Raw genomic sequence first — 13728 nt, forward strand, 5'->3', positions numbered from 1 at the left:
TGGAAAACAAAAGTGGCGAGGTGATGGTTGAAAAAATCAATTTTTTTATAACATTTATTTTGTTTTTGTTATTTCAGACGCTTTTAACTGTCCGATTATTAAATGAAAAGCATTAAAATGGGGATTATGCAAAAGAAGGTTCAAAAATAATTTTTCATATCCTTTTGAATATTAATAAAAAATGTACCTTTGCACCAAATTTTAGAAACGTAAAAAATAAGATTTTTAACAGATATGGTGATTTCAAACAAACCGCTCAAATTTATTCTTGCAGCTTTAGTAGCTTGTTCTCCAGTAATGAGTTTTGCAAATTCAGAGAATGACTCAACGCATGTACATGCCGAAGCCGCTCATGAAGAAAAAGTAATTTCACATAACGCGCCGTCAGAAGAGGAGCATGCAGCTCTTGACCCAAAAGCAAAAGTGGACGCTTTTATTGATCATCACTTACAAGATTCTCATGATTTTGTTTTCTTCTCAGATGAAAAAGAAAATAAACATTACGGTTTTCCATTACCTGTAATTCTTATTGACGGAGGTTTGAAAATTTTCTCTTCTTCAAAATTACACCACGGTGAAGCAGTTGCTGAAGTTGACGGAAACTTTTACAAATTAGTTCACGGTAAAATTTACAAAACAGATGCTGCGGGAACTATTACTTTTAATGACCACGGACATCCTGAAAATGAAAAACCATTAGATTTTTCGATTACAAAAAATGTAGTGTCAATGCTTTTTGTTTCGGTATTATTATTTTTAATGTTTACCGGATTAGCGAAGTCTTATAAAAAAGGACCAATCCCAACTGGTTTCGGAAGAGTATTAGAACCGCTTATTATTTTCATCAGAGATGAGATCGCTGTTCCAAATATTGGAGAGAAAAAATACAGAAAATTTATGGGTTACCTTCTAACGGTGTTTTTCTTTGTGTGGTTGTTAAACTTATTAGGTATGACTCCACTTGGAATTAACGTTACAGGAAATATTGCCATCACAGTTTGTTTAGCTGCGTTTACTTTTATCATTACTCAGTTTAGTGCGAACAAAGATTATTGGGGACACATTTTCTGGATGCCGGGAGTACCAGTTCCGATGAAAATTATTTTAGCTCCAATCGAAGTTTTAGGAACATTAACAAAACCATTTGCATTATTAATTCGTTTGTATGCAAATATTACTGCAGGTCACGTAGTAATTATGAGTTTGATCGCGATGATTTTCGTAGGTAAAAATTTAGCGGCAGATTTGCCAATCTCTTTAGGACTAACATTATTTATTTCGGTAATTGAAGTTTTAGTTGCATTTTTGCAAGCGTTCATTTTCACAATGTTATCTTCATTGTTTATTGGTATGGCTGTTGCGGATCACGACCATGATCACGGTCACGGACACGAAGACAATGTTATTATTTAATTTAGAAGTTTAATTTTATATATATAAATACTTATGGGAACAATTCCAACTTTAGTAGGTGCAGGTTTAGTAGTAATCGGTGCAGGTTTAGGTTTAGGTAAAATCGGTGGATCTGCTATGGACGCGATTGCTCGTCAACCAGAAGCTGCTGGTAAAATTCAAACTGCGATGATTATTATCGCGGCTTTATTAGAAGGTTTAGCGTTTGCTGCTTTAATCTTAGGAAAAAACTAATAAAGAAAAAAATAACAACATCTTTAACGGTTGGTTAAAGGTGTTGTTACTTTTAAAAAAAGAAATTAAATATTTAATATAGTTATAAAATGGATAAGTTAATTAACGATTTTTCATTCGGTTTATTCTTTTGGCAAGCGCTAATCTTGTTGGTTTTGATTTTACTTTTAGTAAAGTTTGCCTGGAAACCAATTATGGAATCTATTACAGCAAGGGAAGAAGGTATTAAAGATGCATTACTTTCTGCAGAAAATGCAAAGAGAGAAATGGAAAACTTACAAGCTGACAATCAAAGAATTTTGAATGAAGCTCGTGCAGAGCGTGACGCGATGCTAAAAGAAGCTCGTGAAATGAAAGAGAAAATGATTGCTGATTCTAAAAACGAAGCACAAGAAGCGGGTCAAAAAATGATCGAGCAAGCTAAAGCTGCTATCGAAAGTGAAAAGAATGCTGCTATGGCTGAATTGAAATCACAAGTTTCAACTTTATCATTAAGCATCGCTGAAAAATTATTGAAAGAAGAATTATCTAACAAAGAATCTCAAACTAAATTAGTAGAGAAAATGTTAGGTGACGTAAAGCTAAACTAAGATTATGGCAAGTACAAGAGCAGCAATTCGTTATGCAAAAGCAATTCTGGACTTAGCAAACTCTAAAGGTGTTGCCGAAGCTGTCAATAACGATATGAAGTCAATTGCAACGGCAATTGAGAGTAATGAAGAATTAAGTGCCTTTATTCAAAACCCAACTACAAAAGTTGAAGTTAAAGAAAGTGCTCTTTTAGAAGTTTTCGCAGATGTAAATGGTGTAACTAAAGGGTTATTTCATTTATTATTTGAAAACAAAAGATTTGAAATTCTGGAAGCTATTGCTTTAGAATACAAAAAAATATTTGACGAAGGTAATGGTGTTGAAGTAGCAAAAGTTACAACAGCAATCCCAATGGATGCCGCTTTAGAAGCTAAAGTTTTGGCAAAAGTGGCGACTTTATCAGATAAAAAAATAACAATTGAAAATACAGTAGACCCATCTATCATTGGAGGGTTTATTTTAAGAATAGGTGATCAACAATACAATGCTTCTGTTGCAAACAGATTGCAGGTATTAAAAAGAGAGTTAAGTAATTAGTTTTATTACACATAAAAGTGTCTAAATTATAAATTAAGATGGCGGAAATCAAACCTGCTGAAATTTCAGCAATATTAAGAAAGCAAGTAGAAGGTTTTGAATCTGGTGCTACGCTAGAGGAAGTAGGAACAGTACTTCAAGTTGGAGACGGTATTGCTCGTATTTACGGGCTATCGAATGTACAATATGGTGAGTTAGTTGAATTTGACAACGGACTTGAAGCTATTGTATTGAACCTTGAAGAAGACAACGTTGGTGTGGTACTTTTAGGACCATCAACTGGAATCAAAGAAGGATCAACAGCAAAAAGAACGCAACGTATTGCTTCTCTTAAAGTAGGTGAGCAAATGGTAGGACGTGTAGTAAACACTCTTGGTTTTCCAATTGATGGAAAAGGACCAATTGGTGGAGACTTATACGAAATGCCTTTAGAAAGAAAAGCACCTGGTGTTATCTTCCGTCAGCCGGTAACGGAGCCATTACAAACTGGAGTAAAAGCAGTTGATGCTATGATCCCGGTTGGTCGTGGACAACGTGAGCTTGTAATTGGTGACCGTCAAACAGGTAAATCAACTGTTTGTATCGATACAATCTTAAATCAAAAAGAATTTTACGATGCAGGTAAACCTGTATTCTGTATATATGTTGCAATTGGACAAAAAGCTTCAACTGTAGCAGGAATTGCTAAAATGTTAGAAGAGAAAGGTGCAATGGCTTATACAGTTATTGTTGCAGCTAATGCTTCTGACCCAGCTCCAATGCAAGTTTATGCTCCTTTCGCAGGTGCTGCAATTGGAGAATATTTTAGAGATTCAGGTCGTCCGGCTTTAATTGTTTATGACGATTTATCTAAACAAGCTGTTGCTTACCGTGAGGTTTCTCTTTTATTAAGAAGACCACCGGGACGTGAGGCTTATCCTGGAGACGTTTTCTACTTACACTCTCGTTTATTAGAGCGTGCTTGTAAAGTAATTGCTGATGACGGAATTGCTAAAAACATGAACGATTTACCAGATTCTATCAAGTCTATCGTAAAAGGTGGTGGTTCATTAACTGCATTACCAATTATCGAAACTCAGGCTGGTGACGTTTCTGCATATATCCCAACAAACGTAATTTCGATTACAGATGGTCAGATTTTCCTTGATGGAGATTTGTTCAACTCTGGAGTTCGTCCTGCGATCAACGTAGGTATCTCTGTATCTCGTGTTGGAGGTAATGCTCAGATTAAATCAATGAAAAAAGTTTCAGGAACTTTAAAATTAGACCAGGCTCAATTCCGTGAATTAGAAGCTTTCGCTAAATTTGGTTCTGACTTAGATTCAGTTACTTTAAACGTAATTGAAAAAGGAAAAAGAAACGTTGAAATCTTAAAACAAGGTTTAAATGATCCTTATCCTGTTGAAAATCAAGTAGCTATTATTTATGCAGGTTCTAAAAACTTATTAAGAAACGTACCTGTAAATAAAGTAAAAGAATTTGAAGCGGATTTCTTAGCTTACTTAAACAGCAAACATAAAGATACGCTTAATGCGTTAAAAGCTGGTAAGTTAGATGACAACATTACTGATGTTATCGAAAAAGCAGCAAAAGAAATTTCAGCAAAATATAACTAATTAGATAATTAGTGAATTAGATAATTAGTGAATGTTCCGCATTTTTCTAATTATCTAATTTGCAAATTGTCACATTTTCTAATTAATAGATGGCAAATTTAAAGGAAATCCGTAATAGAATTACTTCCGTTTCATCGACGATGCAGATTACATCGGCTATGAAAATGGTTTCTGCTGCAAAGCTTAAGAAAGCACAAGATGCAATCACTGCGATGCGCCCTTATGCCGAGAAATTAACGGAGTTGTTGCAAAATCTTTCCGCTACACTTGATGGTGAAGTTGGAGGTGATTACACTACTCAACGTGAAGTAAAAAAAGTATTGCTTGTAGCCATAACTTCAAACAGAGGTTTATGTGGTGCATTCAATTCTAACGTAATTAAAGAGGTTAAGAATCGTACCGAATTTTACGCAGGAAAACAAGTTGACGTTTTTGCTATTGGTAAAAAAGGAAATGATGTTTTAAGCAAAACGCATAAAGTACACGGTCATCATAATGCAATTTTTGATCATTTAACTTTTGAAAATGTTGCCGGAATTGCTGATAACTTAACAGAGAAATTCCTTACTGGAGAGTACGACAGAATCGAATTGATCTACAATCAGTTTAAAAATGCTGCGACTCAAATTGTTCAGACAGAACAGTTTTTACCGTTAGCTCCAATTAAATCTGATGCTGCAGTTTCTACAGGAGATTACATTTTTGAACCTTCAAAAGAAGAAATCGTGTTGACTTTGATTCCTAAATCATTAAAAACACAATTATATAAAGGAATCCGCGATTCATTTGCTTCAGAACACGGAGCACGTATGACAGCAATGCACAAAGCAACTGACAACGCAACTGAATTAAGAAACCAGTTGAAATTAACTTACAACAAAGCACGTCAGGCTGCTATTACGAACGAGATCTTAGAAATCGTTGGTGGAGCGGAAGCTTTAAATGGATAAGAAAATTTCAGTATAAGAAAAAGCAAAAGAGCCGGCATATCAATGTCGGCTCCTTTTTTATATATAGGGTTGTTATTTTTTAAAATGAAGCTTATAAAATGGTGATTCTCAATTTAGTAAAAAAGAGAGAATCAATACCATTTTATAAATCACCAAGTGCTTTGTCTTTTCTGGGAACAAACTAGCTTTATTAGTCCCAATGCTCTGTTTTTTTGAGGGTTACATTTCAGCAGAATCAATCCCGTTGCTTTGTCTTTTATAGGAACAAACTAGCTTTATTTGTCCTCATGCTTTGCTTTTTTAAGGGTTGTATTCTAGCTTTTCTCATTCCCTTTTTTACAAAGTTACTATAGAACCGGTTTTAGAAATTTATATAATTTTCGAACTTTTTTATACATTTTACAGGTGAAGTTGTGGCTTAATTTTGTGAGGAGCAATGGAAAAAATTGAGTATTTTTGAAATCTATTTTTTTAAACGATGAAACTACAAGTACAAGAACTTACTACAGTTGAAGAAATGTTGGACCAAATTGAAACCATGCGATTTCTTTATCCAAATCTTTCAGTCGAAAAGTACGCAGCATATCTTTCAGAAATGGTTCCACATAACTACATCCAGATCGGAGTTTTTGAAGAGGGCGTTTGTTTAGGAATTACCGGTTGCTGGTCGGCTACCAAATTATGGACAGGTAAATATCTTGAAATAGACAATTTTGTCGTAAATCCGTACGTTAGATCAAAGGGAATTGGCAAACTACTAACGGATTATATCGAACAGAAAGCCCTGGATTTAGATTGCAGCAGTATCGTTTTGGATGCTTTTACCGGAAATTTTGCCGCGCATCGTTTCTATTACAATCAGGGGTACGCGCCAAGAGGTTTTCATTTTGTTAAAATTTTGGACGAAGAAAAATTAACTCACTAAAATTACAGCAAGTTCTTTTATTGAAGCGCAAAATCAATAATAAACCAAAGAATTGGTTATTTTTGTTTTATAAATTTTATTACACACATATATTTTGGGATTATATAAAAATCTATTCAAACAAACGGCTATTTACGGACTAGCGACGGTTTTGCCGCGAATGCTGAGTTTTCTGTTAGTCAGATTGTACACAGGTATTTTACCAACTGCAGAATACGGTGAAGTTTCGATTGTTTTGTCCTGGATGGTTTTCTTTAATGTGGTACTTTCGTACGGAATGGAAACTGCATTTTTTAGGTTTTACAGTGCCGAAGACGATAAGAAAAATGTAATAGCTACCTCTACAATTTCAATATTCTGGTCGTCCATAATTTTCCTTTTTGCAGCCTTAATTTTTAGAAATACATTGGCAACTCTGGCCGAAGTAGATGTACAGTACATCACGTACACCGTATGGATCCTGGTTTTAGATGCCTTGGTTTTAATTCCTTTTTCTAAGTTAAGAGCCAATCAGCGGCCAATGGTATATGCGGCCATTAAAATAGGTAACGTTATAATCAATCTATTACTGAATATATTTTTCCTGATGTACCTTCCTAAACTGGCAGCATCAAACCCTAATTCTGTTTGGGATAATTTGTATGTCGAGAACTTCCAGATTGCTTATATTTTCATTGCAAATTTATTGGCGAGTTTAGCGACGTTTATCGTGCTTTCACCAAACTATCTTTCGCTTGGACGAAAATTTGATCCTGTACTTTGGAAGAAAATGATGAAGTATGGTTTGCCTATTTTAGTGGCAGGACTTGCTTTCGCAGTTAACGAGCATTTTGATAAAATTTTGCTGGGATATCTGTTACCGGAGAATCTTGCAAAATCTGAAGTTGGAGCGTATTCAGCCTGTTATAAATTAGGTTTGTTCATGGTTTTATTTGCAACGGCGTTCAGATTAGGAATCGAACCCTTCTTTTTCAGTCATGCGAAAAACGAAAATGCACCTCAGACCTATGCCGTGATTACAAAATACTTCGTGATTTTAGGATCATTGATTTTATTGGGTGTTATTGTATTTGCAGACGTTTTAAAATATTTATTGCTGGATAATAAATCGTATTGGGAGGCCATGAAAGTGGTGCCGTTGATCATTTTGGCAAACTTCTTTTTAGGGATTTACAACAACTTATCGGTTTGGTATAAACTGACAGACAAAACACAAATTGGAGCCTATATCTCGATTGTGGGAGCCATCGTGACTTTGATTTTAAATTATGTTTTAATTCCAAAGTACAGTTACTACGGTTCTGCAATTGCGACTATTTCAGCGTACGGAAGTATGATGTTGATTTCGTATATTTTAGGAAACAGATACTATCCAATCCCTTATGATATGAACAAAATTGGAGCTTACTTAGGAATTTCAATCGTATTTTCGGCTATCTCTTTTTATGGATTCAGAGAAAATTATTTCGTTGGAATCCCGTTGTTTTTGGGCTTTGTCTATTTTGTGTATCATAACGAAAAACAAACAATCAAAGGAATGATGAATAAAAAGTAATGGTACTTTTTAATCTTTTATAATAAAAATGAAAATACAAATTATCAATAAATCACAGCACGCTTTACCGAACTACGAAACGATAGCTTCGGCAGGAATGGATTTACGTGCCAATTTAACAGAAACTATTACGTTAAAACCCTTAGAACGAACCATTGTAAAAACGGGACTTTTTATAGAGTTACCTATTGGTTATGAAGCACAAGTAAGACCAAGAAGCGGACTGGCAGCCAAAAAAGGAGTAACTGTTTTAAACTCTCCGGGAACTGTTGATGCAGATTATAGAGGTGAAATAGGGGTTATTTTAGTAAATTTATCCAACGAAGAATTTGTAATTGAAAATGGAGAGCGAATCGCACAACTGATAATTGCAAAACACGAAAGAGCAGAATGGATAGAAGTTGAAGAGCTTTCTGAAACGTCAAGAGGAGAAGGCGGATTTGGCAGTACAGGAGTAAAATAGTTTTCAGTCACAGTCACAGTAATCCGTTTCTGTATCTTGCGATCTTAAAAATAAAATGAAAAGCGTTGTAATCTTTGCCAATAACCTTTTGCAAACTTTGCGGTTAAAATTTTTTAAGTTACAGAATAAATAACCGTTACGGTTAAAATCAAGAACCAAACTAAGAGGATTTTTGAAATCTTCCCATTAAAATAAATAAAAAAAAATGAAGATAATCGTTCCAATGGCGGGTCGTGGATCAAGACTTAGACCACATACTTTAACAGTTCCAAAACCATTAATTCCAGTTGCAGGTAAATCGATCGTGCACCGATTGGTGGAAGACATTGCCAAAATTTTAAAAGAACCTATTGAAGAGGTTGCTTTTATTTTAGGAGACCCGGCTTTTTTTGGAGACGATCTTGTAGCAAGTTTAGAAGAACTGGCTGGAAGTTTAGGCGCTAAAGCTTCAATCTATCGTCAGGATTTACCTTTAGGGACAGGTCACGCGATTATGTGTGCCAAAGAATCTTTATCAGGTCCGGCAGTAATTGCTTATGCAGATACTTTAATCAGAGCCGATTTTGAATTAGATCCTTCTGCCGATGCCGTTATTTGGGTGAAACAAGTGGATCAGCCGGAAGCATTTGGGGTTGTAAAATTAAATACTAATAATGAAATTATAGAATTAGTAGAAAAACCAAAAGAATTTGTGAGTGACTTAGCAGTTATTGGAATCTATTATTTTAAAGAAGTAGGTGATTTGAAAAAGGAACTTCAGGGAGTTTTGGATAATAATATTCAAAATGGTGGAGAATATCAGATCAACGACGGTATCAAAGCCATGATGGCGAACGGTAAAATTTTTAAAACCGGAAGTGTGGATGAATGGATGGATTGCGGAAATAAAGATGTTACTGTTGAAACAAATTCAAGAATGTTAGGGTTTTTACACAATGACGGGGAGCATTTAGTAGATTACGATGTGAAACTTGAAAACTCAACCATCATTCCACCGTGTTATATTGGCGAAAATGTAGTGTTGAAAAACACAACAGTTGGTCCAAATGTATCCATTGGTAAAGGTTGTCACGTTACAGACAGTACAATTAGCAACAGTTTAATACAATCCTATTCTCAAATAAAAAATGCACAGCTTGACAATGCAATGATTGGAAATCATGTGGTTTATGATGGTAAGTTTAGCAGTGTCAGCATTGGAGATTATTCAGTTTTAGAATAGATTATCAGTTGGAATAGATTCGTTTTTGTTTAAAAATAAATTTAAAAAAATGATACAAAAAGGAGTTATCGCAATTTTATTTTTCGTTTTGCTTGGCAATCCCATTTCGGTTATGGCTCAAACAGAGCCGGAAGATATTGCTATGGCAATCGATGAGTATCAGGATGCTTTTTATGAATCGTTGAAACAAAAAGGAATTGAAAATTATGATAAGGCCATCACTTCATTACAAAAGTGTATCAAGCTAAAACCCAATGATGCGGTAGCTTATTTTGAACTAGGAAAAAATTATCTGTCCTTAAAAGATTATCGAGGCGCGCAGGATTCGTTTGAAAAAGCGACTCAGCTTGATCCTAAAAATAAATGGTATTGGTTGGGAATTTATGACGTAAGTTATGAAACCAAAAATTATCCTTTAGCAATTGAAACCATTCAGAAAATAATGGTTTTTGATGAAGAGTACAAAGATGATTTGATTTCGCTGTATATGATCACCAATCAGTTTGACAAAGCGTTGGTGGCGATCAATGAAATGAATGAGAAGTATGGGAAATCAGAAGATCGTGATCGCTATAGATTGCAAATCTTATCTCAGGGGAAATATCAAAATGCAGAAATTGATAATTTGATTGAGCAGATAAAGCAGCATCCAAAAGAAGAATCAAATTATGTAAATCTGATTTTTTTATATTCAAAATCAGAAGAAACAGATAAGGCGCTAAATGTTGCGAAACAACTGGCAAAGGAAATTCCAACTTCAGAATGGGCGCAGGTAAGTTTGTTTAAAGTGTATCTGGACGGCAATCAGGCTGATAAAGCGATTAAGGCAATGAATGTAATTTTGGGAAGTTCAAAAATTGATTCCAAAATAAAACATCGTACCTTAAATGAGTTTTTGATCTATACGAACAAAAATCCACAGTATGCTCCAGATTTAGAGAAAGCCATTTCGTATTTTGATAACGATCCTAATGTGGATGTGGCCAAAGAAATTGGAAAATTCTATCACAGTAAAGGTCAGTTTGAAAATGCGATTAAATATTATGAAAAAGATTTAAAAGCCAATTCAGTAACAGACCGTGAAACCAATTTGCTTTTGCTTGAAGCATATGCTCAGACGAAACAATTTGAGCCAATGACAAAAAGAGCGATGAACATGATTGAGGTTTATCCAAGTCAGCCGCAGTTTTATTATTATGCCGGTTTAGGAAACAATCAGTTAAAGCAATTTAAAAACGCAAAAACCGTTTTAGAAATAGGACTCGATTATGTGGTAGAGGACAAAACACTAGAGGCAAATTTTAATATTCAGTTGGGAGAGGCTTACAATGGATTGGGAGATGCAAAGAAAAAAGAGGAATACTTTTTGAAGGCAAATGAATTATTAAAGAAAAAAAAGTAAAAGATTAAGTCCAGATGAAAAAGTATATAGCGATAGCGATATTGTCCGTTTTTATGATTTCTTGTAAATCAAAGGCGGTTGCAGTGCAGAACAATACCAGTGAAGTAAAAGAAATTACTCCCAAAGAAGAAAAAAAAGTAATAGAGAATCACTACAACAATAAGTTAGATTTTTCAACGCTGTATGTAAAAGCCGGTGCGAGATATGTTGACGATAAACAAAGTCAGAATGTTACGGCTGAGATTAAAATTGAAAAAGACAAACAAATTTTAGTAAGTGTTCGTTTCCTTGGTATTACTATGGCAAAAGCTTTGATTACGCCAACAGCAGTAAGCTACTACGAAAAAATAAACGGGACCTATTACGAAGGCGATTTTACAAGTCTAAGTAAATGGCTGGGAACAGAACTGGATTACAGTAAAGTTCAGAATCTATTGATTGGTGAAGCCTTAGATGATTTGAGAAAAGGAAAATATGCACAAACGATAGTAGATAATCTTTTTCGATTAGAAGATGAAAAAGATTCTAATTTGAAAAAATCATTCTATTTGGATCCTGAAAAATACCTGCTGCAAAAAGAAGAGATCTCACAGCCATCAGAAAACAGATTCTTGCAGATTTCCTATGCCGACAGTAAAGTTTTCAATCAGGGAATACTTCCAACAAGTATTGAAATCAGTGCAGTTCAGCCAAAAGGAAAAACAAATATTAGTTTAAATTACAATACGATTTCGTTTAACGAAGAACTTTCTTTTCCTTACAGTGTGCCAAGCGGTTATAAGAAAGTTATAATTAAGTAAATTTGCAAAAAGAAAATATAAACATGCCAAAATTTCTCCTAAGCCTAATTTTTATATGTGCCACTACTTTTATGTGGGCACAAGATTCGCAACAAGAAAAACTGGAACAGCGTAAAGCTCAGATTCAGCAGGAAATTAGAGATAATGAAAAGATGCTGCAATCGGTAAAGAAAAAAGAAAAATCGGCAGTAAATGTTTATTTAATTCAATCCAATAAAATCAAGCTGAAAGAAAAGCTGATTAATACTACTGCAAAACAGGAAAAACTTTTGAGTAATGATATGTATATTAATCAGGTTAAGGTTAATAAACTTAAAAAAGAGCTGGAAGTTTTAAAAGCAGATTATTCAAAAATGATTCTTAAATCATACAAAAGCCGATCTGAGCAAAGCAGAGCCATGTTTATTTTATCTTCAGAGAGCTTTTTGCAAGCCTACAAAAGAGCACAATATTTAAAACAATATACCAATTTCAGAAAAAATCAGGGATTAGAAATTCAATCTAAAACTGCGGAGCTGGAAGACTATAATGCCAGATTAAACGGTCAGCGTATTGTGAAGAAGAAGATTATTGCTGAAAATGAAAAAGAAAAACAAAGTTTAGAAACGGAAAAGAAAGAGCAGCAAAAACTAGTTAATTCGATTAAAAAGGACAAGAACAAAATTATTGCCGATACGAGAAGCAAACAGCAGGAAGCCAAAAGAATCGACAGGCAAATTGATCGTTTGATTCGTGAAGCCATTGCAGAAGCCAACAGAAAAGCTGCCCTGGAAAGAGCAAAAGAAAATCCTGGTTCGACAGCATCTAAAACTCCGGTTTCTTCTTCTAAAATTGCATTGACTCCGGAAGGAAAAATTTTAGCTGCCGACTTTAAAGCCAACAGAGGAAAATTACCATGGCCGGTAGAAAAAGGATTTATTTCGTTAGGATACGGTGATCAGCCTCACCCTCTTTATCCGTCATTAACGGTGCATAATTCAGGAGTTGAGATTACAACAGAACAAGGAGCAAGTGCCCGTGCCGTATTTGAAGGAGTAGTATCGAGTGTAATTGTTTTGTCTCCAATCAACAGAGCTGTTATGATTCAGCATGGAGATTATTTTACAGTTTATCAAAATCTTAGTCAGGTTTTTGTGGAGAAAGGTGATAAAGTAAATGTAAAACAAAGCATAGGAAAAGTGAGAACCAGTGGTGACACCGGAAAAACAATCATTAAGTTTTTAATTCTTCAAAATACATCCAATAACAATCCAGAAGGATGGTTGCAAAACAGATAATAGTAATCAACTACAGTTTTAAGTTTAACTTTTAAAAAGTTTCCAAAACCGTGCAATAGTAAAGTTGATTCAGGACTTAAATAGAAAACCTTTTCACCGGAAATAGACTGGTGAAAAGGTTTTTTATTTAAAGTTAATCGTATTGTTCAAGTAAATATTTCATAACATCTGTTGTTGTTACAATTCCGGTAAGTTTGCCATTGTCGACAACGGGAAGTGCGTGAAATTCCTCCGTAACTAAAATTTGAGCTAAATCCCGAATACTGGTATCCGATGAAACGGTTTTTGGCTTTGAAGTCATGATTTTAGAAATACTGAGCATTTCTAAAATAGCTTCGTCTGCCTCCTCCTGTCCTTCGAACAAAGCACCAAAAGTTAGGCGATTAATATCCGTACGGCTTATGATACCAATTACTTCTTTGCCTCTAACGATTGGAATATGCCGGATAGTGTGTTGTTTTATAAGTTCAACTATTTTTTTAAGGTCGTCATTTTCACTTGCAGTAATGACGCTTTTAGTCATAATGTGACTGATAGGTTCTCTCTTTTTCATAATAGGAAGTGTTGGATTATTTCCATTAAAATTGTGAAATAATCCACATAAAACAAATGACCTTTATCATGTTTTACAACTTCTCAAAATGTTGAAACAAGTAGAGTATTTGCTGAATTTTCTTTAGAAGGAGAGCTGTTTTTGAAAGAAATTGAACGAGAATACAAAAATCATCCTATTGTTCATTTGA

Annotated in this window: 14 protein-coding genes; 13 read left to right on the forward strand and 1 reads right to left on the reverse strand. The window is 34.5% G+C overall.

All coding sequences use genetic code 11. From position 1 onward, the window contains the following. Nucleotides 1–234: 234 nt before the first annotated feature. The 13 genes from atpB to OLM58_RS07615 all read left to right on the forward strand — a co-directional run bounded on the left by atpB (nucleotide 235) and on the right by OLM58_RS07615 (nucleotide 12985). On the forward strand, nucleotides 235–1413 hold the full coding sequence (atpB, locus tag OLM58_RS07555) for a F0F1 ATP synthase subunit A (RefSeq protein ID WP_070906205.1): 1179 nt from the start codon (nucleotides 235–237) through the stop codon (nucleotides 1411–1413). A gap of 33 nt (nucleotides 1414–1446) precedes the next feature. Next, nucleotides 1447–1647 carry an ATP synthase F0 subunit C gene (gene atpE, locus OLM58_RS07560; RefSeq protein WP_026727281.1) on the forward strand — a complete coding sequence of 67 codons (201 nt, stop codon included), beginning with the start codon at nucleotides 1447–1449 and terminating at the stop codon, nucleotides 1645–1647. 89 nt (nucleotides 1648–1736) lie between these two features. Next, nucleotides 1737–2237, forward strand: coding sequence for a F0F1 ATP synthase subunit B (locus tag OLM58_RS07565; protein WP_017496870.1), 501 nt, complete (start codon nucleotides 1737–1739; stop codon nucleotides 2235–2237). A 4-nt stretch (nucleotides 2238–2241) separates the two neighbouring features. Next, on the forward strand, nucleotides 2242–2775 hold the full coding sequence (gene atpH / locus OLM58_RS07570) for an ATP synthase F1 subunit delta (RefSeq protein ID WP_017496871.1): 534 nt from the start codon (nucleotides 2242–2244) through the stop codon (nucleotides 2773–2775). Nucleotides 2776–2813: 38 nt separating this feature from the next. Next, nucleotides 2814–4391, forward strand: coding sequence for a F0F1 ATP synthase subunit alpha (gene atpA, locus OLM58_RS07575; RefSeq protein ID WP_017496872.1), 1578 nt, complete (start codon nucleotides 2814–2816; stop codon nucleotides 4389–4391). 89 nt (nucleotides 4392–4480) lie between these two features. Then, nucleotides 4481–5341 carry an ATP synthase F1 subunit gamma gene (gene atpG, locus OLM58_RS07580; protein ID WP_017496873.1) on the forward strand — a complete coding sequence of 287 codons (861 nt, stop codon included), beginning with the start codon at nucleotides 4481–4483 and terminating at the stop codon, nucleotides 5339–5341. Nucleotides 5342–5819: 478 nt separating this feature from the next. Further along, nucleotides 5820–6266, forward strand: coding sequence for a GNAT family N-acetyltransferase (locus OLM58_RS07585; protein ID WP_264531813.1), 447 nt, complete (start codon nucleotides 5820–5822; stop codon nucleotides 6264–6266). A 94-nt stretch (nucleotides 6267–6360) separates the two neighbouring features. Next, nucleotides 6361–7821 carry a lipopolysaccharide biosynthesis protein gene (locus tag OLM58_RS07590; protein ID WP_070906203.1) on the forward strand — a complete coding sequence of 487 codons (1461 nt, stop codon included), beginning with the start codon at nucleotides 6361–6363 and terminating at the stop codon, nucleotides 7819–7821. Nucleotides 7822–7849: 28 nt separating this feature from the next. Continuing rightward, nucleotides 7850–8284, forward strand: coding sequence for a dUTP diphosphatase (gene dut, locus OLM58_RS07595; protein ID WP_264531814.1), 435 nt, complete (start codon nucleotides 7850–7852; stop codon nucleotides 8282–8284). Between the two features lie 205 nt (nucleotides 8285–8489). Then, the gene (locus OLM58_RS07600) at nucleotides 8490–9506 is read left to right on the forward strand and encodes a sugar phosphate nucleotidyltransferase (RefSeq protein WP_264531815.1); all 1017 of its coding nucleotides are present in this window, start codon (nucleotides 8490–8492) and stop codon (nucleotides 9504–9506) included. Between the two features lie 49 nt (nucleotides 9507–9555). After that, complete coding sequence (locus OLM58_RS07605) at nucleotides 9556–10908, forward strand: tetratricopeptide repeat protein (protein ID WP_264531816.1); 1353 nt, start codon at nucleotides 9556–9558, stop codon at nucleotides 10906–10908. A gap of 14 nt (nucleotides 10909–10922) precedes the next feature. Continuing rightward, entirely contained in the window at nucleotides 10923–11708 is a 786-nt protein-coding gene (locus tag OLM58_RS07610; protein WP_264531817.1) for a DUF4292 domain-containing protein, read from the forward strand. A 23-nt stretch (nucleotides 11709–11731) separates the two neighbouring features. Continuing rightward, nucleotides 11732–12985 (forward strand): murein hydrolase activator EnvC family protein, encoded by a 1254-nt coding sequence (locus tag OLM58_RS07615; protein ID WP_026110032.1) that lies wholly within the window; start codon nucleotides 11732–11734, stop codon nucleotides 12983–12985. 133 nt (nucleotides 12986–13118) lie between these two features. Here OLM58_RS07615 and OLM58_RS07620 read toward each other — a convergent pair whose 3' ends face one another. Further along, nucleotides 13119–13538, reverse strand: a complete 420-nt coding sequence (locus tag OLM58_RS07620; RefSeq protein ID WP_264531818.1) for a CBS domain-containing protein — start codon at nucleotides 13536–13538, stop codon at nucleotides 13119–13121. Between the last annotated feature and the right edge of the window lie 190 nt (nucleotides 13539–13728).

Source organism: Flavobacterium sp. N502540 (assembly GCF_025947365.1).
Lineage (GTDB): Bacteria > Bacteroidota > Bacteroidia > Flavobacteriales > Flavobacteriaceae > Flavobacterium.

What these genes read in the sequence shown, in the direction of transcription:
- atpB (WP_070906205.1), top strand. Translation starts at nt 235, where the DNA reads ATGGTGATTTCAAACAAACCGCTCAAATTTATTCTTGCAGCTTTAGTA.
- atpE (WP_026727281.1), top strand. Translation starts at nt 1,447, where the DNA reads ATGGGAACAATTCCAACTTTAGTAGGTGCAGGTTTAGTAGTAATCGGT.
- OLM58_RS07565 (WP_017496870.1), top strand. Translation starts at nt 1,737, where the DNA reads ATGGATAAGTTAATTAACGATTTTTCATTCGGTTTATTCTTTTGGCAA.
- atpH (WP_017496871.1), top strand. Translation starts at nt 2,242, where the DNA reads ATGGCAAGTACAAGAGCAGCAATTCGTTATGCAAAAGCAATTCTGGAC.
- atpA (WP_017496872.1), top strand. Translation starts at nt 2,814, where the DNA reads ATGGCGGAAATCAAACCTGCTGAAATTTCAGCAATATTAAGAAAGCAA.
- atpG (WP_017496873.1), top strand. Translation starts at nt 4,481, where the DNA reads ATGGCAAATTTAAAGGAAATCCGTAATAGAATTACTTCCGTTTCATCG.
- OLM58_RS07585 (WP_264531813.1), top strand. Translation starts at nt 5,820, where the DNA reads ATGAAACTACAAGTACAAGAACTTACTACAGTTGAAGAAATGTTGGAC.
- dut (WP_264531814.1), top strand. Translation starts at nt 7,850, where the DNA reads ATGAAAATACAAATTATCAATAAATCACAGCACGCTTTACCGAACTAC.
- OLM58_RS07600 (WP_264531815.1), top strand. Translation starts at nt 8,490, where the DNA reads ATGAAGATAATCGTTCCAATGGCGGGTCGTGGATCAAGACTTAGACCA.
- OLM58_RS07605 (WP_264531816.1), top strand. Translation starts at nt 9,556, where the DNA reads ATGATACAAAAAGGAGTTATCGCAATTTTATTTTTCGTTTTGCTTGGC.
- OLM58_RS07610 (WP_264531817.1), top strand. Translation starts at nt 10,923, where the DNA reads ATGAAAAAGTATATAGCGATAGCGATATTGTCCGTTTTTATGATTTCT.
- OLM58_RS07615 (WP_026110032.1), top strand. Translation starts at nt 11,732, where the DNA reads ATGCCAAAATTTCTCCTAAGCCTAATTTTTATATGTGCCACTACTTTT.
- OLM58_RS07620 (WP_264531818.1), bottom strand. Translation starts at nt 13,538, where the DNA reads ATGAAAAAGAGAGAACCTATCAGTCACATTATGACTAAAAGCGTCATT.